We start from the raw sequence: 21,090 nt of genomic DNA, 5'->3' as shown, positions 1-21,090 counted from the left end.
AGTCTGCCCGTCAAAGACTGTGGCGTCCTTTGGCGCGCCGAGACGCACTCCGCCGGCTCTCACCAACCTGCCCCTGGTCGGCCGGGGGCGGCGGGGGTGCGGGGGACACCTGCTTGACCCTGCGGCCGGTGCCCCGCTCAATGCGGGCGGGCGGCGTGGCGGCCTGCTCCGGGGTCCTGGTGGAGGACCTGGAGACTTCCCGCAGAGCTATTGAACGACGGCGGGGCACTGGGGGGCGGGCGGAGCGTCGGCTCTCCGGGGTGACCGGAACGGCCGGAGCAGTCGGGGCGGGCGCGGAACCTGGGGCGATTGGGGCGATGGCCGCCATCTGGGAGGTGGGCGCATCGGCCGATTCTGGCTTCTCCGATGCTCGTGGCGCGTTCAGTGGGATTGCTGCCATTTGCGCGGTGGGGGCGCCGCCAGAGCCGGGGGCGCCCGGGGAGGCCGCCGCTCCCGGCGACAGGGGCGGGATCACAGCAATCTGGGTGGTGGACACGCCGCCGGGGCCGGGCGCGCTCGGAGACGCTGCTGCTCCCGGGGACCGAGGCGGGATGGCAACTATCTGGGTGGTGGATGCGCCAGCGGGACCCGGAACGCTCGGGGAAGCCACTGCGGTTGAGGCTGCTGGAGCAGCCTGCACCACTGGCGAGACCGGCGTATTGGGCGGACCAGCAGCCGGAGACACCGGGGCGCCCTGGGGCCCAGGCGCACCCTGCGGCCCGGCCACCGCCGGAGACACCGGGGCACCCGGCGCACCCTGGGGACCAGGCACACCCTGGGGGCCGGCCACCGCCGGAGACACCGGGGCACCCGGCGCACCCTGGGGACCAGGCGCACCCTGCGGCCCGGCCACCGCCGGAGACACCGGCACACCCCGCGGCCCAGGCACACCCTGCGGACCAGGCACACCCTGGGGGCCGGCCACCGCCGGAGACACCGGGGCACCCGGCGCACCCTGGGGACCAGGTGTACCCTGCGGCCCGGCCACCGCCGGAGACACCGGCACACCCCGCGGCCCAGGCGCACCCTGAGGATGGCCGGCGCCTGCGACGGACCCGTAGGCGGTGGGCTCCCACCCCTCCTGGCGCCTCGTCATCTCCCGCAGGCTCTCAATCAGTCGTGACAGCCGAGTCTTGGAACCGAACTCCCTGAGTAGGTGGCGTCGTCGGGCCCGGCTCGTCGCCGCGGTGCAGCTGGCGGCGGGATCAACGCGGTCCACCAGAGCGGCCAGACCAGCCGGCAGGGCGCTGGCGGCCGAGTCCCGGAGCACCGCACGCCCCTCCATGAGGCAACGGTCCGCCAGAGCGCCGTCCTCGGGAAGAACTATTACCTGGTCCAGTCCACCGAAACGGCGCATAGCCTCGCGCACGGCCTGCTGCGGAGCAGGGCCCGCTGCTGAGGCGCGGACCCGATTGACCACGACCTCAACCCGTCCCTGGGGCTCCATGCCCTCATCCAGGTCGCTGAGAAGCTGGAGAAGGCGGCGTATCCCCACGGGGTCGCCCGTACCAACCACCACCACGACGTCGGCACTGCGAATGAGATCGGCGGCCACAGCACCACGCCCCGGCTCAAGCGTGAAGTCGTCGACGGCGTCGTCAATCGCGCCGCCGGCAATGTCCACAACCGTCCACTCGGCGCAGCGACGGCACCACTGCCACACCTCCCGCATGGAGACCGGAGGCAGTTCACGCCAACGTCCGGCCCGTCCCAGGCCGGATAAGAGCCTTGGCCCCAGTTCCACCGGCAGAAGCAGTTTCTGGAAGGCCTCAGCGTCCAGCCGCCCGTGAGTAGCCAGGCGCGCGGCGGTCGCCAGCCCCGAGGAGTCCTCCGGCAACCCCAGCACCTGGACCAGGCTGGGCGCCTCAACGTCGGCGTCCACCAGTATGGACGGGCCCACACGAGCCAGCCCATGAGCCAAGGAGGCGGCCACTGTAGTGCGTCCCGGTGCGCCGTGGGGCCCCCAGACCACAACCAGCCTGCCTTGCGGCTGCGGCCCGGCGCCCGGTTGCTCGTTGGTCGGCGACCCGGGAGCCGCGGGACCATTGGGCGCCTCGAGTACCTCGGCGCTCCCCGGGGGTTCAGGGGAGGCCGGGGGTTCAGGGGAGGCCGGGGGCTCGGGGGAGCTGGGAGCCGGCAGGCTCCGTAACGCGCCCGACGCCCTCCGCCCCTGGTTGACGGGCGAAATCGTGTGGACGGTGGCCCCCGGGCCCGGGGCATCGTCAATGTCAGAGCCCGGGGTCGCACCAGCGGCGTCCGTGTCGTCTGCCAGGCGCAATGCGCGGCGCGACCTCCTTCTCCGCTCGAGTCGCGACATCCGGCTCTGGCCACCGTCGCGGCCCCGACCCTGGCCGCTGTCGCGCATCATGCCCTGGAGAGTGCGGCGCACTTCGGCGGGCTCCGCCTCCCGACTCAACACGCTCCAGCCCAGGGTCGCCCAGCGCGCCTCCTGCCCGTCGGGCACAAGCAGCAGACCGGCCAGTCCGGCGCTCCCCAACCGTTCCAGCACCGTGCGATCAGTCTCATCGAAGTCAGTGTCCAGGACGACCAAAGAGGCCAGACCGGCCATGCCCGCCGAAAGAAGCTCGGGGAGGTCCGCGCAGCGACGCACCACGCTCATACCACTGCCCGGGACACTCAACGCCCGCAGGATTTCGGCGTCGTCCCCACTCAGGGCCAGCAGCACGCCCCGGTCAGGGCTGGGCACAGCGCTCATACGCCCTCACCCGTGGGCACCAGCACCAGAGGGCCGCCTGAGCCCACAGCCGTGAGCACCTGACTGAGCGAACCGGCGTGGACAAGCACCTCAACGCTTGTCGTCCCGGAGCCCACAAGGGAAGAGCTCGGCGTCCCCACCGCGGAGATAATGAGGCCCTCGGCGACCTGCTGCGCCGCCTGAGACTTGTCCGCGCCGGCCTCGGCGGAGGGCAGGGCCCACAGGTCGACCTTGTCCCCGGCCCCCGCAGTCGCCGGCAGCCCCGAGGAGATCTCAAGCACTACTGAACGCAGATCCTGTGCGGACTCCTCCCCGACAGCCCCGGCCGGAAGCAGTTCGCCGGCGCTCAAGGAGCGTGTGGCGATCGCGTCAGTGGGCAGATCTCCAGCTTTAATGTATTGCCCCGTACCAGGTCGAGAAGAGACCACGGTTAGCACGCCGTCGGCAGTGAGGTCCTCGCCGGGGGCGACATCGCGGGTGAGCGCATAGAGCTCCTCAGTGTTGGCGGCTTTGTCCATGCCCCAGGCTCCCAGAGCGACGGCGGCCCCCACAAGGGCGAGGCCGGCGGCGAGACGTGGATCTCGCCAGGTGGGGCGTCTCCAGCGCATAGCCTTCCCCTGAGGGTCGTTAGCGTGCGGTTGGGACTCATCGGGGTGTGCAAGCGGGACTCGCCGCTGTGGGGCCACGGGACCCTCCTCGGTTGCTCATGATCCTTGTCGATGTTCATTGATGAGATTTGAGCGTCCAAAAGGTCGTTCAGAGATAGCGCATTCGGGTATGCGCGTGAGACCATCGTGCCATGACCCGACGCTTCCTGACCATTGCAGAGGTGGCCGACCAACTTCAACTCTCCGCCCAGGCAGTCCGCTCCCTCATCCACTCCGGGGACCTGCCCGCTATCCAGGTGGGCGCACGCCACCTGTGGCGCATTGAGGACACCGCACTGGACGAGTACATTGAGCGCCAACTCGCCTCCACCCGGGCCATGGTGGCGGCCGGGCGCTTCGGGGAGACAGCGCGGCACTGAGGGTGCTCAACGAGATCTAACTACCTCAACAGCAGCCAGCGCCACCGTCACCCTCCGCGGTCGACCGCCTCCGCCGCCTTCGACGACGACGTCAACATAGTCGGCCCCGACCCGCACCGGGCGCCCCATCATCTCCCCGCCGGTGAGCACCAGCCGCAGGCGCGCGCCCTGGCGCGCCAACTCGCGCAGCGCGGACCCCAGGGTGACACGTCGTCGCCCGGCCAAGGCGGGCGCAGGCCCCGGCAGGCCCTGCACGCTGGCAACCGCCCCCATTGGCACCAGTACTTGGGCGCCCTCATCCTCGCGAACCAGCGCGAAGGCCTGCTCGCACCGCACAAGGAGGCCGTGAACGCCGTGGCCGCCGCGGGTGGTCAAACGCACCCGTGAGCCCACGGCCCCGCGGAGTCGATCGGAGAGCGCGATCGAGGCGGCCTCCGCTTCGGCCAGTTCCGCACTGTGCGCAGCGAGCTCGGCACGGCGCTCCGCCTCGAATGTGCTCTCAAGATCAGCGAGAACCGCCTCCCAGTCCATGGAGCCACCCCACCACGAACCACGCCGTCCCACCCGGGACCAGCGACCCAGATGAGACTCTTGACACACTAGCAATATCGTTGGAGTATCTAACGTACTCAAACATAACGATACGTACGGGATGCCCTATGTCTATGCGAAACCGTCTCATCACCCTTTTCATGGTTGCAAGCGCATTGAGCCTGGGTCTTGGGTGCGCCAGCGCCCGGGCCCTGACCACCATGTGCTCCGCTCCCCCGGCGTGGTGGGGGCCCGCACAGGTCTCAGCAACCGTGGTCCTCCTGGCAGCCGGCGCCGGGACCCTCGGTGCCGGCTGGCACGCCCTGTCCGCCCTCACAGCCCTTGTGGCCGAATCCGGCCCCTCGGTGCGCTCAATGAGCCTGCGCCGAGGAGCGGCCCTCGTCCTGGCCCGCTGGGGCGCCCCCGCCGTGCGGCGCCTGGTGGCCGGAGGCATCGCCGTCACCCTGGTCTCAGCCCCCGCCCTGGCCTCCCCCGCAGTATCCGGCGACGATCTGGGGTGGCGCAGTGCCTCGCCGGCACCCACCGACACCGCCGACCCCGCCACGACCTACACCGCAGACCCCGAGTGGGAGGAGCCGGCCGGCCCGACCCCCGCCGATGCGGGCGCCCACGTGGTGGCGCCCGGAGAGTCCCTGTGGTCGATCACCGCCGACCTTCTTGGCGCCGGCGCCTCCGCGGCCGAGGTCACCGAGGCCTGGCCCTCGCTCTACGCCGCCAACTCCCACGAGGTCGGCGCCGACCCCGACCTCATCCGTCCGGGCCAGGTCCTGGACCTTCCCGTCGCCTTGACCACTCCGCCCCCAGCCGAAACCGCCTTCTGAGTGCCTGCGCATCGGCACGATTCCCGCTCTGACAGGAGACCCGTTATGACCGCTACCCTCACCTCTCCCCCGCCCGCGGCCCAGCCAGAGCCCCGTCGGCGTCGGCCGGCGCCCTCCGCGCCCCGGACCACCCGGTCGGTGCGTCGAAGTCCACGGGCCGGCACCCCGGTGGCCCGGCCGGTCTTGACAGCCACGGCCAGGACCACGGATTGGGACCGGCTGCGCTTCCAGCCGCGCCTGGCAACCCCGGCCGGCCGCGGGGCCGGCGGCTCACCCGCGGCCTGCGTCCCCGCCCCCTCCCGGGCGGCGGCCTCCCTCGTCGCGGCGGCCGCCGAGGTACTGTGCGGACTGCGCCCAGTCCAGCACCTCATGCGATGGACCACTCCGGACCTCTTCGACGCCCTGGCTCGCCGAGCCGGCCTGGCATCGCGACTGCTCGGCGAGCAGGCGGGCGCGCGTCCGCGGGCGCGTTCGGTCCACCTTCAATCCACGGCCAGCGGCGCCCAGGAGGCCACGGTCCTGCTCGACGACGGAGAGCGCGTCCGCGCCGCTGCCGCCCGGCTGGAACCGCATCACGGCAGGTGGGTGCTGGCCAACCTGGAAATCGCCTGAAGCGGACTTCGTGATCGTCGTGATCTTCGTGATCTTCGGCGCTGTGGCAGTTGTGACAGCTGTGACAGCCGAGTACCGGCCAGCGGCATGGCCCCGGGGCCCCGTCGCGACAAGAAACCGGTGCGGGAGCCCGCCCGGCGTCGCCGGGCCGCCTCACGCGCGGCGACGCCGGGCAAGCCCCGAGGCCGTCTCAGTGGCGGCGACGGCGCTTCTGCTTCTTGGCCGCCCGCCGCCGCTGGGCGCGGTTGCCCCCCTGAGCGGCCGGCTCCGCAGCGGAAGCCCGAGCGGGGGCCGCAAGCCTATTGGCCGAGCCCGGACCGGCCGAAGTTGCAATCTGGCCACCACCCTCTGCCGGCGCGGAGTAGGTGACGCGCCGGTTCATGGCGGCCTGACCGGTGTCCCCCAGCACCGAGCCCTTGGAGCCCTTGGGCGTCACCACCGCCTTGACCTTCAGGCCCGCGGCGCCAGTGCCGTCCGCCGCCCCGGAGACCATGTGGGCGGCATCGGCCACGCCCTCCTCGGCGGCGCGCGCCGCGGCCTGGGCGAAGCGGGCAACATTGGCGAAGATCTGCTCAATGGTCTCCTCCCGAATGCCCTCCATCATCGCCCGGAACATGTGCGCGCCCTCGTTGGCGTACTCCACTAGCGGGTCGCGCTGAGCCATGGCGCGCAGACCGATTCCCTCCTTGAGATAGTCCATCTCGTAAAGGTGTTCGCGCCAGCGCTTGTCCACCACCGCCAACAGCACCCGCCGCTCCAGCACGCGCATGGGGTCCTTACCGAGCTGGGCCTGGGCCAGCGCATTGTCAGTAATGGCCGCCTCGGCGTCCTCGTAGGCCACGGCCACGTCGTCGCTGAGCTCGGTGATCAGGCGCTCGTCGGTCAGGAAATCCACTCCGCCGACAGCCTCAACAACCTCCTCGGAGGTAATCCCCACCGGGTAGAGATGACCCAGGTCGCCCCACAGGGCCTCCAGGTCCCACTGGTCGGGCCTGCCCTCGGCCGTGCGCGCGCGCACCATGGTCTCCACGGCGTAGGAGCGGAAGCGCTCGATCTGCGGCTCCAGATCCTCTCCCTTGAGCACCCGGCGGCGCTCGGAGTAGACCTTCTCGCGCTGCTCGGTCATGACGTCGTCGTACTTCAGGACGTTCTTGCGGATCTCGTAGTTGCGCGACTCCACCTGCCGCTGAGCCGAGGCAATGGCGCGAGTGACCATCTTGGACTCCAGGGGCACGTCGTCGGGGTAAGCGTCCGAGCCCATAATGCGCTGAGCCACCCCGGAGGCGAACATGCGCATGAGGTCGTCCTCCATGGACAGGTAGAAACGGGACTCGCCGGGGTCCCCCTGGCGCCCGGAGCGGCCGCGCAGCTGGTTGTCAATGCGCCGCGACTCGTGGCGCTCAGTGCCCAGCACGTACAGGCCGCCCAGGGAGACGACCTCATCGTGCTCAGCCGCACACGCCTCCTTGGCGGCCGCCAGGGCGGAGGGCCAGGCCCTCTCGTACTCCTCGGGGGTCCCGGAGGGGTCCAGGCCCGCCTCTTTCAAGGCGGTGACCGCAATGTGCTCGGCGTTGCCGCCCAGCATAATGTCGGTGCCGCGGCCCGCCATGTTCGTGGCCACGGTGACGGCTCCCTTGCGCCCGGCCAGGGCGACGACGGCGGCCTCACGGGCGTGCTGCTTGGCGTTGAGGACCTGATGGGGGATGCCCCGCCTGCGCAGCATGGCCGAAAGCTGTTCGGACTTCTCCACGCTGGTGGTACCCACCAGGACCGGCTGGCCGACCTCGTGGCGCTCGGCAATGTCGTCGACAACGGCCTCCAGCTTGGCCTTGACATTGGTGTAGACCAGATCAGGCTGGTCGACGCGGATCATGGGCTTATTGGTGGGGATCGGGACCACGCCGATCTTGTAGGTGCCCGCGAATTCGGCGGCCTCGGTCTCGGCGGTGCCGGTCATGCCGCAGCGCGAGCCCTCGGGGTAAAGACGGAAGTAGTTCTGGAGGGTGATCGTGGCCAGCGTCTGGTTCTCGGCCTTGATCTCCACATGCTCCTTGGCCTCAATGGCCTGGTGCATGCCCTCGTTGTAGCGGCGGCCCGGCAGTACGCGCCCGGTGTGCTCATCGACGATGAGCACCTCGCCGTCGCGCACAATGTAGTCCTTATCCAGGTGGAAGAGCTCCTTGGCCTTAATGGCATTGTTGAGGAAGCCGATGAGCGGGGTGTTCTCCGACTCGTAGAGGTTGTCAACGCCCAGGTAGTCCTCAACGCGCTCAATGCCGGGGGCCAGGACGCCGACGGTGCGCTTCTTCTCGTCGACCTCGTAGTCCTTTCCGGCGCGCAGGCGCCCAGCCATAATGGCGAATTCCTTGTACCACTTGTTAACGTCCCCACTGGCCGGACCGGAGATAATGAGGGGGGTGCGGGCCTCGTCAATGAGGATGGAGTCGACCTCATCGACAATGACGAAGGCGTGGCCCCTCTGGACCAGGTCTTCGGCGCGCTGGGCCATATTGTCGCGCAAATAGTCGAAGCCGAACTCGTTATTGGTGCCGTAGGTGATGTCCATCGCGTACTGCTCACGGCGCTCGGCCGGGGTCTGGCCGGTGAGGATGCAGCCGGTGGTCAACCCCAGGAAGCGGTGGACGCGCCCCATGAGGTCGGACTGGTACTCGGCGAGGTAGTCGTTGACGGTGACGACGTGGACGCCCTTGCCCGTCAGGGCCCGCAGATAGGAGGGCATGGTGGCCACCAGGGTCTTGCCCTCACCGGTCTTCATCTCGGCAATATTGCCCAGGTGCAGGGCGGCACCACCCATAATCTGCACGTGGTAGGGGCGCATGCCCAGCACGCGGTCGGCGGCCTCGACCACGGTGGCGAAGGCCTCGGGAAGGAGCTCATCCAAGGTGGCGCCCTTATCGTACTGGTCCTTAAGGTCCTCAGTGGCCTCGCGCAGGTCCTCGTCTGAAAGATCGCGGTAGACCTCCGCGAGGGCCTCAACCCGGCTGGCGAGGGCGTCGAGCTTCTTAAGGGTGCGACCCTCGCCAATGCGAAGGATCCGGTCGACAATCGACACCTTTGCTTCTCCCTTGGACGTCAAGCACAGTATCCACAGTATCCTGGGGCGCCCCGCGGCGCCCCGCCACGCGCCCGCCCCCGTGCGGATCGGGCACAGATGGTGCTCATGCTAGTGGACCGCGCAAGTCCGACGCGATTCCCCCTCCCGGAGCCCGCACGGGCGCCCCGGCTCCACAGGCCCGGCCCGCGCCCTGTGGCGGACCCGGCCTGTGGGAATCCTGGGGCCCGGCGGCCTCCTCGACGACGCCTTGTGCCACTGTGTGTCCATGACCACCTTTGAGCCCTATCCCGGGTTGGCGCGGCTATCCACGCCGGCCTCACCGCCCGGCCCCACTGAACCCCGCCCGGGGCCGGGGGCGCGACTGCTCACGGCACTCACTCAGGGCGCGCGCCTGGGGCTGCCCCTGACCTGCGCGGGCTGCGGGCGCTGGGAGACGGTATTGTGCTCCGACTGCCTGGCCCTCTTGACCGCTGAGCCCCTGGAGGTCCAGCACGCCGAGGCCGCCGGCGACTTGACGGTGGTGGCCGCAGCCCCCTACACGGGGCCGGTGCGCGAAATGATCCTGGCCTGGAAGCAGGGCAGGCGCCAGGATCTTGACCGGGTGATGGCCCGGGTCGGACGGCGCTGCGGGCGCTGGTGGGCGCAGCGCACGAACCCGACAGTCCTCACCGATGGGAGTGGGCTGCTGGTGGTGCCGGCCCCCTCGGGCCTGGCGCGCCGCGCCGCCGGCCGCCTGGTGGCCGCCGCACTGGCCGACGACGTCGCGCGGGGCGTCGCCCACGGCTGGGGGGAGGCGCTTATCGACGCGGCCGCCCCAGGGGCCCGGGGCGGCGGGGCAAAGCCCCCCGACACCGCCTCCCCCCAGGTGCTCAGCGCCGACCTGCTGCGGCGATCGCGGGGGCGCGGCTCTGGCAGCGCCCACCAAAGGGGGCGATCGGCCCGACAGCGGCGCGTCAACCGGGCGGACCCGCCCCGGGTCCTGGCCCCGGTGGCGGGGCGGGAGGTGCTGCTGGTTGACGACGTCGTGACCACAGGGGCGACCCTGGGCGCCTGCCGGCGAGCCCTGGAGCAGGCCGGCGCCCGAGTCCTGGGAGCCCTGGTTCTCGCCTGCACCACGACGGGGCCGCACACCAGGAGGGGCCTACTCCCCAGGGGTTTAGCCACCGGCGATCAGGCCTGCGCTCACGCCACTTCCCGGCCCTCCGTAAGGTAGATTATGTGGTACCGGACACACGGAGTTGTGGTGTCGGAGATGCCGCCGCACTCCCCTGGCATACCGCAGGAGGTGGTGACCCCCATATCAGGGCCCACCGCGACGTGCGGTGGGTGACATCCAGACCGATCCCCTCACAGGATCATCACCCCCAGAAAGAGAGTCCACCATGGACATCACTGTCGTCGGCCGCAACGCAGAGATCAGTTCGCGCCTGCGCAACTACATTGAGGAGAAGGCCACCAAGGTCGAGCAATTCGACCCCCGCGTCCAGCGCGTCGAGGTCGAGGTCACCCACGAGCGCAACCCCCGTCAAGCGGACACCGCCGAGCGGGCTGAGATCACTGTGATCTCCAAAGGCCCGATTATCCGGGCTGAGGCCACCTCCTCCGATCGCTTCGCCGCCTTCGACATCGCCATGGGCAAGCTGACCGAGCGTCTGCGCCGCGCCCGTGACCGCAAGAAGAACCACCGGCGCTACGCCGTCGTGGCCGCACCGAGCGCGGAGGCGCCCGCCCCGGAGGAGGTCGTCATCCCCGAGACCGATGACGCCCCCATCGAGGACTCCCCCTCGGCCCCCACCAAGCATGGCGTGGCCGTGGAGGCCCAGCTCGGCGACTCCCCGGTGATCGTGCGCCAGAAACTGTATGAGGCGGTCCCCATGACAGTGGACGAGGCCCTCTACCAGATGGAGCTGGTGGGGCACCCCTTCTATCTCTTCATTGAAAAGGCGAGCAAGCAGCCCTGCGCTGTCTACCATCGCCACGGCTGGACCTACGGCGTCATCCGGTTGGACGCCCAGGTGCTGTGAGTCCGCCTCCCTGAGCGGCGCCCCTGCCAGGGGCGAGGGCGCCCTGCCGCCAACTGGTGGGGTGCCCTGTCGCGCCGTGAGCGGGTCCTCACATGACGGGCTCGGGCCCTGGGACTTCTAGGACAGGGAGTAGGCCAGGTCGGAGACGTCAGCGCCCAGGGATCGCCAGGTCGCGCCGGCGCGCTGCCACACCTGCCCGGCGCCGTCAGACAGGAGGATGTCGCCCCCGACCCGGTCGGCAACCACCCTCCCGGCGCCGGCAACCCCCGCCGTTATTGAGGAGGTTCCCCCCACCAGGGTCCGGCGCACCATGGAGACGCCGTCGGTCCCCTCCTCCAGGGCCACCAGGGCAACCGGGTCCTGCCAGGTCAGGCCCCAACCCGCGGCCACGTCCAGCGCCAGCGGCTCACCCAGTCCCACGGGCTGGCCGCGCTCATTGCGCCGCACGGCGGCAACCCCCACATGGGTCCGGCCCTCCTTGGTGTAGCGCACCGCCAGGCGCTCAGACTCGCAAGACAGATCAAGATCCAGCACCTCGGCGCCGGAGAGCCAGGCGGCATCCAGTTCTGCACGCGCGCCCTGGGCGTTCAGGACGCTCAGGGCCCCGGCGGCCCCCGTCCAGACCCAACCGTGTCTGTCGACCACCGGGGGCAGAACCGCCCCCGGCCCCAAGACGGCGGCCTCGGCAACCTCGGAGGCATCCGCGGAGATCCGCATGAGCCGTTCACCCGAGACCAGATAAACGGTCCTGTCCGGCCCCAGCGCAGGATGGCGCGGCTCCAGGCCCTCCAAGACGTCGGCGTTGACCAGGACGCTGCGCGGCTCCTCCACGCCCTGGACCACTTCACCGCCGGCAATGCCCACCAGGCTTCCTGCGGAAGGAGCTGTTGAGGCAATAAGCCCAGCAGAGGACTCCATGGGCGCGGAGTCGGCGGTGACCACCACCTCGGCGACGCCACCGACTTGCAGTAGCGTCCCCTTAATCTGGTCCACCAACAGGGCCTGGACTCGGGGGCTCGCCGAAGCCGCCTGGGCGGATAGGAGAACCGTCGCGGTCGAACCGTCGACCTTCACCCCATCGCCCACTAGGGCGGTCCCCTCCGGCACTGCGGAGATCACCCCGGCTGCCAGCCAGGGCGAGGGCCCTTTGAGAAGCGCCTCGACCAGGGACACCAAGAGTCTGCGGCGGGGGAACCAGCGCAGCTCAGGGACCAGGCGGGTGCAGTCCGAGGACAAGAAGAACAGGGAGCAGTCCGCGAAGCTGGCCGCCAGACTCGACGAGGACAAGAGCACCCCCATGGGCAGGGCGACAATGCGCCACTGGCCCTGCGAGGTGGTGGCCAGGGACAAGCTCTCGGAGTAGTTCGGGTCCGGCTGGGCGGTGAAGACCCGGGTGGAGTCCAGGACTCCCAGGAGTTCGGCGGCCACGTTCACCGCCCCGTTGGGGCCCTGCTTCACCGTGGGGGCGGTCGAGCCGGCGTAGACGCGCACTGCCTCAGTGGGGTTCCAGGTTTCCGAGAGGGTGGGGAAGAGGAAGGAGCGCGCAGTGGCGAAGCCGTCGGAGAACCCGGCGGCACAGGCGCGCAGGAAGCCTTGAACGATTACCTCGGGGCCGGCGCCCCGGATAGGGCCCTCGGCAGTCTGGACCAGCTGAGCGTCGTCATCCGAGATCACTCCCCCGGTGAACACCTCGCCCGAGGTGGGCAGCGCCGAGCAGGCGCCCAGGGTCCCGACCCCGGCGGCGAGCAGCCCCAGAAGGTGGCGGCGGGACCACTCGGCGCCCCGGGGGCGGGGCGTCCCAGACGCTGGGGAGCTCATCGTCGCCACCGGCCGGTGGTGCTGTCCGGGGTCATTGCCGAGGGGGCCTGACCCGGACCCAGGACGGTGATGTGTCCGGGGGTGGCGGTCTCCTCCGGGGCAGTGGCGGGCGAGGAAGAGTCGTGGTCCCGCACCCGCGAGCGCCGCGAGACCGGGGCTGGACCGAGTACCGCCCTGGAGGCGCCCTCGGTCCGGGCGGTGGAGCGCGGGGGGGGTGCGCGCCACGCTTGGGGCGTCCTCGGGTACGAGCTCGAGGGGCCCTGGGCCATTCAGGTGGCCCGCGGTGCCCTCGGGGCCCAGCTCACGCGGCAGGGTCAGCAGGAATGAGGCGCCTTCCGAGGGCCACCCCCATGCGGTCAAGGTGCCCCCGTGCAGGTGAGCGTCCTCCAGGGAGATCGACAGGCCGAGCCCGGTGCCGCCCAGGGTCCGTTTTCGGGAGGCATCTGCTCTGAAGAAGCGATCGAAGACCTTGGAGACCACGTCCGGGCTCATGCCCACTCCATGGTCCCGTACCCGCACCGCCACGGCCTGCTCATTGCCCGCCACAGTGATGTCAATGGGTTTGGACTCGGCGTGCTCCAGGGCGTTAATGACCAGGTTGCGAATAATTCTCTCTACCCGGCGCACATCGATCTGGGCGACGACGGGCTCGTCGGGCAGGTGCAATCGGATCTGCGCCCCTGAGCCGGTGACGTGGAAGGCGTTAATCTCCAATACCGAGGTCACGACCTCGCGCATGTCGGTGTGGCGGGGGCGCAGCTCGACATGACCGGAGTCAATGCGGGAGATCTCCAGTAGGTCGGTGAGCATGGCCTGAAGTCGGTCGACCTGGTCGTAAAGGAGCTCGGAGGAGCGGCGCACCAGTGGGTCGGGGATTTCGTCGCGGCAGTCGTAGATCTGTTCGGCGGCGGCCTGGATGGTGGTCAGGGGGGTGCGCAGCTCATGGGAGACGTCCGAGACGAAGAGCCTCTGCACTTTGGACAAGAGCACATAGCGCTCGATCTGGCTCTCCAGGGAGGCGGCCATCTTATTGAAGGAGCGGGCCAGGGCCGCCAACTCATCGTTCCCGTGCTCGTCGAGGCGCTCTGAGAGCATGCCGGCGGCCAGGCGCTCGGCGGCCAGGGAGGTGCGCTTAACCGGGATGAGGACGCGCCAGGTCAGCGCCCACACCCCCAGGATGAGTATGAGGACGAAGCCAATACCGGCCAGGGCCACGGCTCGCGCGGCGCCATCAATGACCCTCTGCTCCGGGGCCAGGGAGTAGACCAAATAGAGGTCGTAGCGGCCGGCCATGGGCAAGGTCACCGGGGAACCCACCACAATGCCGGGGTCGGATTCGCCGTCGGCCCCGATCAGGGCCACGGACTGCCATTTCAGGCCGCCCTTCTGCTCGGCTTCGACCTGTGCGACCAGTTCGGGGGTGATGAGGGCGGACAGGTTGGGGTCCGTGGACAGGTCATTGACCACTGCGGCAGAGGTTTCGGTGCTGGACCGTTCCATCACCACGCCCACCGCCCCCGCGCCCGAGGCGGATTCCTTGATCTGGCGCACCTGCCCGCGAGCGACGGCGGCCACCTCATCGGGGGTGGTGGCGGTGGCCGAGTCGAACTCCGCTTGGGCGGCCAGCACCCGCTGGCCGGCGTCAGCCAGAATGACGTCCCGGCGGCCGGCGAAGACCTCGTCGCGGATCTGGGCGGTGACCAGGATCAGGAGGACGACGATAATCACCGCTCCGTTGAGGGTCGCCAGAGTCGCCATGCGCGTCGACAGGCTGCGGCCGACGGCAGGGGCCGGGGAGGGGGAGCCGTTGTCTTCTGAGGTGTGCCGACCAGAGTGACGACTGCTCATGGCACTGTCGCGCCTCTTCGCGGCGCGCCTTGAGGGCGGCGGCGGGGGTCGGCGGTCATCTGTCGTTAGACACCCGGTAGCCCACTCCGCGGACAGTCACCACAATGGCCGGGTGCTCAGGATCGATCTCGATCTTGGAGCGCAAGCGCTGAACGTGGACATTGACCAGGCGCGTGTCGGCGGCGTGCTGATAGCCCCACACCTTCTCCAGAAGCTCCTCGCGACTGAAAACCCTCCAGGGCTGGCGCGCCAGGGTCACCAGGAGCTCGAACTCCAGGGGTGTGAGCGCAATCAGCTGCTGCCCGCGGTAGATCTGGTGGCCGGCGACGTCAATATCCAGGTCGCCGGCGCGCACGTGCTCATTGATCCCGCCATCGGGGTTGCGCCGCAGTCGAGTGCGCACCCGGGCCAGCAGCTCCTTGGATTTAAAGGGCTTGGTCACGTAGTCGTCAGCCCCGGCCTCCAACCCCGCCACCACGTCCTGGGTGTCAGTGCGCGCAGTGAGCATAATCACTGGAACGTCGGACTCGGCGCGAATGAGACGGCAGATCTCGACGCCGTCCAACCCCGGGAGCATGAGGTCCAAGAGCACCAGGTCAGGATTCTCCGTGCGGAAGGCCTCCATGGCTGCGGCACCGTCCGGGCAGAAGGACGTGAGATAGCCCTCAGCCTCCAGCATGATCCCGATCATCTCCGCGAGGGCCGTGTCGTCGTCGACGACGAGGATGCGCGTACTCATGGACCGTATCTTGGCACGCCCACCGTCTTCGCGCTTCCTCCTCGCCGTAGGACGGGACACCCCCTGAGAACGTTCTCCTCCTCGGGGCGGATGATCCGCATCTCGGCGCGTGCCAGCATGTGCCCATGAGCAGCGACAACACGAGCTGGCTGCCTCCGTCCGGCTCTTCCTCTGCCCCCGGGTACAGCCCTCCTGGCGCGCCTCCTGGCGGGGTGCCGGGAGAGCAGAATCCCTACTCCGCCCCCGGTCCCGGCGGCCCCGCAGGACCGTATCCCTACCTGGCTGCCGGCCCCGGCGCTCCCGACCAGTACCCCTACCCGGCCGGCGGCCCCGCAGGACCGTACCCCTACCCGACTGCCGGCGGCCCCGGCCCCGGCGCTCCCGGGCAGAACCCCTATCCGGCCCCCGGCCCCGCAGGCCCGTACTCCTACCCAACTGCCGGCGGCCCCGCAGGCCCTGCCCCCGCAGGGCAGAACCCCTACGCCCCTGGCGCTATCCCGCCGGGCCTCCTTCTGACCCCCAAGCCGGGCATTGTCCCCCTGCGGCCTTTGAGCGTTTTTGAGATCCTCGGCGGCGCTTTCGAGGCCCTGCGGGTTAACCCCCGGGCCATGTTCCTGCCCTCGCTGGTGGTCATGAGTGTCATTGGCCTGCTCTCGGCAGTGCTCACCTACCTGTCAGTCGCTCCGCTGGCCAGCCTGAGCGCCGGCACCGTCGACTCCTCCTACTCCGAGATGGATGCGGTCTTCGCGGTCCTGGCCGCCTCGGGCAGCGACCTGCTGCGGACCCTGCTCGTCGCCCTGGCGAGCACCATCTTGACCGGGCTGCTCATTGTCGCAGTCTCGCGGGCCGTGCTGGGCCGCTTGCCCACCCCGGGGGAGGCATGGGAGCGCACCAAGGACCGGGTCCTGGCCCTCATCGGCCAAACCTTGCTCCTGAGCCTGATCAACGGTGCCATCATCGCGATCGTCAGCGCCGCCAGCATGGCCATGGGATACGTCATCATATCCACGGCCGTATCGGATAGCGGTGAGGATGTGAGCCCGGGGCTCTTTATTCTGTTCCTCATGCTGCTCCTGTTCCTCGTTATTGCCACCGGCGTGGCCATTGCCTTCATTGCGGTCCGACTGTCTGTGGCCCCCGCCGCCCTGGTCCTGGAGAACATTGGCGTCATTGAGGGCATAAAGCGCTCTTGGGCCTTGACCCGCGGTAATTTCTGGAAGGTGTTGGGAACCCTGTTCCTCGCCGGCCTGATTACCTCAATAATCTCTGGAGCGATCTCTGGCGCAACGGGTGTTGTCGGATCCGGCTTCGCCGTGATCGCCCCGGAGATGTACGCCTTTTTTATGGCGCTCATAACCTTTATCACAGCCGTCCTCAGCGCCCTGGTGCTGCCCTTCAACGCTTCGGTGACCGCCTTAATCTATGTGGATCTGCGGATGCGCAACGAGGGTCTGGACGTCGAGCTGCGCCAGGCCGCCGGCGTGTGAGGGCACGGCATGGCACAGCACATGGACTCCCTCAACCTCCTCGCGGCGCGCATGGTCGCGGCCCGTCCGGCCCTTGAGGTCCCGGCCACGCCCGACGCGCAGGAGGCGCGCGAGGCCGCGCAGGCCGAACTCGCCAAGCCCGCCTACCACCCGCGCCCGAACCTGCTGGAGATGGTGTGGAAGTGGATCACCGAGCACCTGAACCCCACCACTGTGATCCCCCAGGCGCCTCCCTGGCTGTCCGCCGCTATTTCCGTGCTCCTCCTGGGGGCCCTCCTGATCGCCATCATCGCCCTGGTCACGCGCATCACCCAGGCCCACAGGGTGAAAATGAGGAAGGCGACCCTGTTCGAGGATGACCGTGACGCCGCCACCCTGACCCGGGTCGCTGACGCTGCCGCCGCCCAGGGGGACTTCGCCACCGCGGTTGTCGAACGCTTCCGCGCAATCATCCGCTCCTTGGACGAGCGCGGTCTCATTGAGGACTATCCGGGGATGACGGCGCACGAGGCCGCCGTCGTCGCCTCAGTGCCGGTGGCCCCCTTCAGCGACGAGCTCCACCGGGCGGCCGGGCTCTTCGACGCCGTGCGCTACGGAGAGGTGGCCTCCACCCCGGCCCAGGACGAGTGGATGCGCAGCCTGGCGCGCGCCATCGACAACTTCCGCCCATCGCACCAGCAGCAGGCCCGCGCGCTTGCGGAGGCCGCACTATGAGTACTATGAGTGCCGCCACAAGCGCCTCTCCCGCCCTCGCCGAGCCGCCCCAGGCCCCCGCCGATCAGGTGGTCGGCACCCCTGTGTCTGTTCGCCTGCGGCGCTGGAGGCCACTGCTGGCCGCCTCCGCTCTGCTCTTGGCGGTCACCCTGATCACTATGTGGACAAAGCCCACCACCTCCGAGGTTCCCCTGGCCATTAACAATCCCGCGCCCGAGGGGGCGCAGGCCCTTGCCGAGCTCCTGCGCGCCGAGGGTGTGACGGTGCGGGAAGTCTCCTCCGTCGACCAGGCCGTGGCCGCCTCCGCCCAGGGGGCCACCGTGGCGCTGATTAACGCCGGGGCGCTCACTTATTCCGAGCGCAGCGCTATCCGGCGGGCCGGTGGGGATGTCGTCGTCATTGGCGCCCTGTACCAGGACCTTGACGGGCTCTCATCCCTGACCTCCAGCGGCACCTCGGCTCCAGCGGACACCGACTTGGCCCCCGCGTGCAACGACCGGGACGCCCTGGCCGCCGAGAGCCTGGACGGCTCCCGGGGATCGGTCAAGATAGACCAGGCGCACGAGGCTGTTGGCTGCTTCCCGGTGGCCACGGACCGGTACGCCTATGTCACCGTCCCCATGAACTCCGGCGGGCAACTACGCGTCATTGCCGACAGCTCCATTGTATCCAACGCCAACCTGGCCTCCGCGGGCAACGCCGCGCTGAGCATCCGGGCCCTGGGCCACAATGAGGAGCTGGTATGGTTCGACGCCGCCCAGGAACGCGGGCTGAGCATCTGGCAAACCGTGAGCACCCCCCGTTGGCTGCCGGTGCTCCTGGCCCAGGCGGCGGTCACTACCATGGTTCTAGCGCTGGTGCGCGGACGCCGTTTCGGGCGCATCGTGCCCGAGAAGCTGCCGGTGCTCGTGCGCGCCACCGAAACCACTGAGGGCCGTGGGCGCCTGTATCGCAAGGCGGCGGACCGCGAGCGCGCCGCCCAGGCCCTGCGCGCCGCCACCGCCATGCGTATGGGACGCTACCTGGGCCTCCACTCCGGCGCGGACCCCCACCAACTGGTGGAGGCCATTGCCCGGGCCAGTGGACAAGACCAGGAGATGATCTACCAGCTCCTGTACGGGCCCACGCCCACCGATGACAGGTCCCTGGCGGATCTGGCCGTCCTGCTCGACCAACTTGAGAGCGAGGTTCACCCCCGATGAGCACCCCCACCGGCGCTGAGGCCAGCGCATCCGACGCCTCTCACGAGGCCGCCACCACGACACTGACGACCGGCCCCGGGGGTTATGGCTCGGTGCCCGCGGCAGCCTCAGCAGCCGCCGAGGGGGCCTCGGCCGGCTCCCCCCAACCCGCCCTCGATCCTCGCTCCCGGCTGGTAGCCGTGCGCTCTGAGGTCGGCAAGGCGATTGTGGGTCAAGACGCCGCCGTGACCGGGTTGGTCATAGCCATGTTGGCCGGTGGGCACGTGCTGCTGGAGGGCGTGCCCGGTGTGGCCAAGACGCTGCTGGTCCGCTCCCTGGCCCAAGCCCTGGATATAGGCACTAAGCGCATCCAGTTCACCCCTGATCTCATGCCCGGTGACGTCACCGGTTCACTGGTTTACGACTCGCGCAGCGCCGAATTCTCCTTCAGGGCCGGTCCGGTGTTCACCAACCTCCTTCTGGCTGACGAGATCAACCGCACTCCGCCCAAGACCCAGGCCGCGCTCCTGGAGGCCATGGAGGAGCGCCAGGTCTCAGTGGACGGAACTCCTCGTCCCCTGCCGGAGCCCTTTATGGTCATTGCCACCCAGAACCCGGTGGAGTACGAGGGCACCTACCCCCTGCCTGAGGCCCAGTTGGACCGCTTCCTGCTCAAGCTCGTGCTGCCGCTGCCTGAGCGCAATGAGGAGATCGAGGTGCTCTCACGCCACTCGGGGGGCTTCGACCCCCGGGACCTGACCAGTGCGGGTCTTCGGGCTGTGGCCACTCCTGAGGACCTGTCGGCTGCCCGCGCCCAGGTGCGCACCGTGGGGGCCGCCCCCGAAGTACTCGCCTATGTCGTTGACCTGGTGCGGGCAACCCGAACGACACCCTCCGTGGCCCTGGGGGTGTCCCCCCGTGGGGCGACGGCGCTGTTGGCCTCCTCGCGGGCCTGGGCGTGGCTGGGCGGCCGCTCCTTCATCACCCCCGACGACGTCAAGGCCCTGGCTCTGCCTACGCTGCGCCACCGCATCCAGCTGCGCGCCGAAGCCGAGATGGAGGGGGTCACCACCGAGTCGGTGATCAACGGCGTGCTGCGTTCGGTGCCGGTCCCCCGCTGAAACAGCGTCATGCCCCATAGGACAGGAAGGGAGGGCCCGGCGTGTACCTGACCATGCGCACGGTGTGGGCGTTGGTCGCCGGTGTGGTGCTGGTCATGCTGGTGCCGCGTCCGGCCACGATTGTGGCCTGGTCAACGGTGGTGCTGACGGCGGCCTGCCTGGACGCCATTGCCGCGCCCTCGCCGAGGAGGCTGCGCGTGACGCGCTCAGTGGCGCGGGTGGTGCGGCTGGGAGAGTCGACAACGGCGACCCTGACGGTATTCAACGATGGGCCGCGCCAGGTGCGCGCACAAGTGCGTGACGCCTGGCCGCCGTCGGCGGGGGCCACCCGGGAGCGCTCCACCATGGAGCTTCCTCCGGGACAGCGGCGCCGCAGCCGCACGACGCTCACTCCCTCGCGCCGTGGAGACCGAGACGCCGATCTGGTCACGGTGCGCATACCCGGACCGCTCGGGTTGGCCGGGCGGCAGGCCTCCTTGCGCTGTCCGGCACGGCTGCGGGTGCTGCCGGCTTTCGCCTCTCGCCGCCACCTGGCCAGCCGGTTAGCGCGCCTGCGTGAGCTCGACGGGCGCAGCACCGTCATGGTGCGCGGGGCGGGGACCGAGTTCGATTCTCTGCGTGAGTACGTCGTGGGCGATGACGTGCGCTCCATTGATTGGCGTTCCACGGCCCGGCGCGGCGAGGTGGTGGTGCGCACCTGGCGCCCTGAGCGGGACCGGCGTGTCCTCATTGTCCTGGACACCAGTCGGCTGGCCGCCGCCCGTCTGGAGGACGCCCCCCGGCTCGACGCCCATATGGAGGCCGCCCTACTGCTGTCCGCACTGGCTTCACGGGCCGGCGACCGGATTGATGTCATTGCCGTGGACACGGCCCTGCGCATGCAGGTGCGCGGGGAGGCCGGGCCGGCCCTCATGAGTGCCCTGGCCGACCAATTCGCCCCCCTGGAGGCCACCCTGGTGGAGATCGACTGGACTCTGGTGACCTCGACGGTGCGCCGGGCCCTGTCCCAGCGCGCCCTGGTGGTGGTCCTCACCGCCCTGGACGGTTCGGGCACCGACGCCTCCATGGTGAGGGCGTTGGGCGCTTTGGCCACCGACCACACGCTGGTGGTGGCCTGCGCCACCGACCCGGGGCTGGAGGTGCTGCGTCAAACGCGCGCCGACGCTGAGAGCGCCTACACGGCTGCCGCCGCCGAGCACGACCTGGTTGAACTCGACGCGGTGCGTCAGCGTCTGCTGCGGGCCGGGGCCGAGGTTGTGCAGGCCCCGCCCGGGTCCCTGGCCCCGGCGCTGGCCGACACCTACCTGGCGCTCAAGGCCGCGGGGAGGCTCTAATGGCCGGGGTGCGGGACGCG

16 protein-coding genes are annotated in these 21,090 nt (G+C 69.8%); 10 read left to right on the top strand and 6 right to left on the bottom strand.

Annotation, left to right across the window (positions count from 1 at the left end):
* Positions 1-10: 10 nt before the first annotated feature.
* Positions 11-2,716 carry a hypothetical protein gene (locus EUC46_RS13260; RefSeq protein ID WP_277750472.1) on the bottom strand — a complete coding sequence of 902 codons (2,706 nt, stop codon included), beginning with the start codon at positions 2,714-2,716 and terminating at the stop codon, positions 11-13.
* A complete protein-coding gene (locus tag EUC46_RS04400) occupies positions 2,713-3,234 on the bottom strand; it encodes a hypothetical protein (protein ID WP_241655387.1) in 522 nt (173 codons plus the stop codon). Before EUC46_RS04400 ends, EUC46_RS13260 begins: the two co-directional genes overlap by 4 nt.
* A 281-nt stretch (positions 3,235-3,515) precedes the next feature.
* On the opposite strand from EUC46_RS04400, the gene EUC46_RS04395 reads away from it, so the two are divergent.
* Entirely contained in the window at positions 3,516-3,743 is a 228-nt protein-coding gene (locus EUC46_RS04395; RefSeq protein WP_128772979.1) for a helix-turn-helix domain-containing protein, read from the top strand.
* A gap of 6 nt (positions 3,744-3,749) precedes the next feature.
* Here EUC46_RS04395 and EUC46_RS04390 read toward each other — a convergent pair whose 3' ends face one another.
* Positions 3,750-4,274 (bottom strand): Fis family transcriptional regulator, encoded by a 525-nt coding sequence (locus EUC46_RS04390; protein WP_128772978.1) that lies wholly within the window; start codon positions 4,272-4,274, stop codon positions 3,750-3,752.
* Positions 4,275-4,408: 134 nt separating this feature from the next.
* Here EUC46_RS04390 and EUC46_RS13255 point away from each other — a divergent pair, with 134 nt between their 5' ends.
* Both EUC46_RS13255 and EUC46_RS04380 read left to right on the top strand, forming a co-directional pair.
* Positions 4,409-5,116, top strand: coding sequence for a LysM peptidoglycan-binding domain-containing protein (locus EUC46_RS13255; RefSeq protein ID WP_128772977.1), 708 nt, complete (start codon positions 4,409-4,411; stop codon positions 5,114-5,116).
* A gap of 45 nt (positions 5,117-5,161) precedes the next feature.
* Complete coding sequence (locus EUC46_RS04380; RefSeq protein WP_128772976.1) at positions 5,162-5,728, top strand: Rv3235 family protein; 567 nt, start codon at positions 5,162-5,164, stop codon at positions 5,726-5,728.
* A gap of 190 nt (positions 5,729-5,918) precedes the next feature.
* Here EUC46_RS04380 and secA read toward each other — a convergent pair whose 3' ends face one another.
* Positions 5,919-8,801: a preprotein translocase subunit SecA gene (gene secA / locus EUC46_RS04375; protein ID WP_128772975.1), complete on the bottom strand. Its 2,883-nt coding sequence runs from the start codon at positions 8,799-8,801 to the stop codon at positions 5,919-5,921.
* 268 nt (positions 8,802-9,069) lie between these two features.
* Between secA and EUC46_RS04370 the strand changes: the two genes are divergently transcribed.
* Entirely contained in the window at positions 9,070-10,017 is a 948-nt protein-coding gene (locus EUC46_RS04370) for a ComF family protein (protein ID WP_128772974.1), read from the top strand.
* Between the two features lie 169 nt (positions 10,018-10,186).
* Entirely contained in the window at positions 10,187-10,828 is a 642-nt protein-coding gene (gene hpf, locus EUC46_RS04365) for a ribosome hibernation-promoting factor, HPF/YfiA family (protein WP_128772973.1), read from the top strand.
* A 117-nt stretch (positions 10,829-10,945) separates the two neighbouring features.
* On the opposite strand, the gene mtrB is transcribed toward hpf, so the two are convergent.
* Both mtrB and mtrA read right to left on the bottom strand, forming a co-directional pair.
* Positions 10,946-14,494, bottom strand: coding sequence for an MtrAB system histidine kinase MtrB (gene mtrB / locus EUC46_RS12910; RefSeq protein WP_241655386.1), 3,549 nt, complete (start codon positions 14,492-14,494; stop codon positions 10,946-10,948).
* 55 nt (positions 14,495-14,549) lie between these two features.
* Positions 14,550-15,233 (bottom strand): MtrAB system response regulator MtrA, encoded by a 684-nt coding sequence (gene mtrA, locus EUC46_RS04350; RefSeq protein WP_128772971.1) that lies wholly within the window; start codon positions 15,231-15,233, stop codon positions 14,550-14,552.
* A 125-nt stretch (positions 15,234-15,358) separates the two neighbouring features.
* On the opposite strand from mtrA, the gene EUC46_RS13250 reads away from it, so the two are divergent.
* The 5 genes from EUC46_RS13250 to EUC46_RS04325 are packed head-to-tail and all read left to right on the top strand — an operon-like array spanning position 15,359 to position 21,070.
* The gene (locus EUC46_RS13250) at positions 15,359-16,720 is read left to right on the top strand and encodes a DUF7847 domain-containing protein (protein WP_128772970.1); all 1,362 of its coding nucleotides are present in this window, start codon (positions 15,359-15,361) and stop codon (positions 16,718-16,720) included.
* A gap of 9 nt (positions 16,721-16,729) precedes the next feature.
* The gene (locus tag EUC46_RS04340) at positions 16,730-17,434 is read left to right on the top strand and encodes a DUF4129 domain-containing protein (protein ID WP_241655385.1); all 705 of its coding nucleotides are present in this window, start codon (positions 16,730-16,732) and stop codon (positions 17,432-17,434) included.
* A gap of 5 nt (positions 17,435-17,439) precedes the next feature.
* Positions 17,440-18,636, top strand: coding sequence for a DUF4350 domain-containing protein (locus tag EUC46_RS04335; RefSeq protein ID WP_128772969.1), 1,197 nt, complete (start codon positions 17,440-17,442; stop codon positions 18,634-18,636).
* Entirely contained in the window at positions 18,633-19,736 is a 1,104-nt protein-coding gene (locus tag EUC46_RS04330) for an AAA family ATPase (RefSeq protein ID WP_128772968.1), read from the top strand. Before EUC46_RS04335 ends, EUC46_RS04330 begins: the two co-directional genes overlap by 4 nt.
* A gap of 41 nt (positions 19,737-19,777) precedes the next feature.
* Complete coding sequence (locus EUC46_RS04325) at positions 19,778-21,070, top strand: DUF58 domain-containing protein (RefSeq protein ID WP_128772967.1); 1,293 nt, start codon at positions 19,778-19,780, stop codon at positions 21,068-21,070.
* Positions 21,071-21,090: the final 20 nt, after the last annotated feature.

Origin of the sequence: Actinomyces oricola, assembly GCF_004104015.1 — a bacterium.
GTDB classification, from domain to species: Bacteria; Actinomycetota; Actinomycetes; order Actinomycetales; family Actinomycetaceae; genus Actinomyces; species Actinomyces oricola.
The sequence above is the reverse complement of the archived record's forward strand: the minus strand, read 5'-3'. Positions and strand labels throughout refer to the sequence as shown.

What these genes read in the sequence shown, in the direction of transcription:
- EUC46_RS04400 (WP_241655387.1), bottom strand. Translation starts at nt 3,234, where the DNA reads ATGGACAAAGCCGCCAACACTGAGGAGCTCTATGCGCTCACCCGCGAT.
- mtrB (WP_241655386.1), bottom strand. Translation starts at nt 14,494, where the DNA reads ATGAGCAGTCGTCACTCTGGTCGGCACACCTCAGAAGACAACGGCTCC.
- EUC46_RS04390 (WP_128772978.1), bottom strand. Translation starts at nt 4,274, where the DNA reads ATGGACTGGGAGGCGGTTCTCGCTGATCTTGAGAGCACATTCGAGGCG.
- hpf (WP_128772973.1), top strand. Translation starts at nt 10,187, where the DNA reads ATGGACATCACTGTCGTCGGCCGCAACGCAGAGATCAGTTCGCGCCTG.
- EUC46_RS13260 (WP_277750472.1), bottom strand. Translation starts at nt 2,716, where the DNA reads ATGAGCGCTGTGCCCAGCCCTGACCGGGGCGTGCTGCTGGCCCTGAGT.
- EUC46_RS04395 (WP_128772979.1), top strand. Translation starts at nt 3,516, where the DNA reads ATGACCCGACGCTTCCTGACCATTGCAGAGGTGGCCGACCAACTTCAA.
- EUC46_RS04340 (WP_241655385.1), top strand. Translation starts at nt 16,730, where the DNA reads ATGGCACAGCACATGGACTCCCTCAACCTCCTCGCGGCGCGCATGGTC.
- EUC46_RS04380 (WP_128772976.1), top strand. Translation starts at nt 5,162, where the DNA reads ATGACCGCTACCCTCACCTCTCCCCCGCCCGCGGCCCAGCCAGAGCCC.
- EUC46_RS13250 (WP_128772970.1), top strand. Translation starts at nt 15,359, where the DNA reads ATGAGCAGCGACAACACGAGCTGGCTGCCTCCGTCCGGCTCTTCCTCT.
- EUC46_RS04330 (WP_128772968.1), top strand. Translation starts at nt 18,633, where the DNA reads ATGAGCACCCCCACCGGCGCTGAGGCCAGCGCATCCGACGCCTCTCAC.
- EUC46_RS13255 (WP_128772977.1), top strand. Translation starts at nt 4,409, where the DNA reads ATGCGAAACCGTCTCATCACCCTTTTCATGGTTGCAAGCGCATTGAGC.
- mtrA (WP_128772971.1), bottom strand. Translation starts at nt 15,233, where the DNA reads ATGAGTACGCGCATCCTCGTCGTCGACGACGACACGGCCCTCGCGGAG.
- EUC46_RS04335 (WP_128772969.1), top strand. Translation starts at nt 17,440, where the DNA reads ATGAGTGCCGCCACAAGCGCCTCTCCCGCCCTCGCCGAGCCGCCCCAG.
- EUC46_RS04370 (WP_128772974.1), top strand. Translation starts at nt 9,070, where the DNA reads ATGACCACCTTTGAGCCCTATCCCGGGTTGGCGCGGCTATCCACGCCG.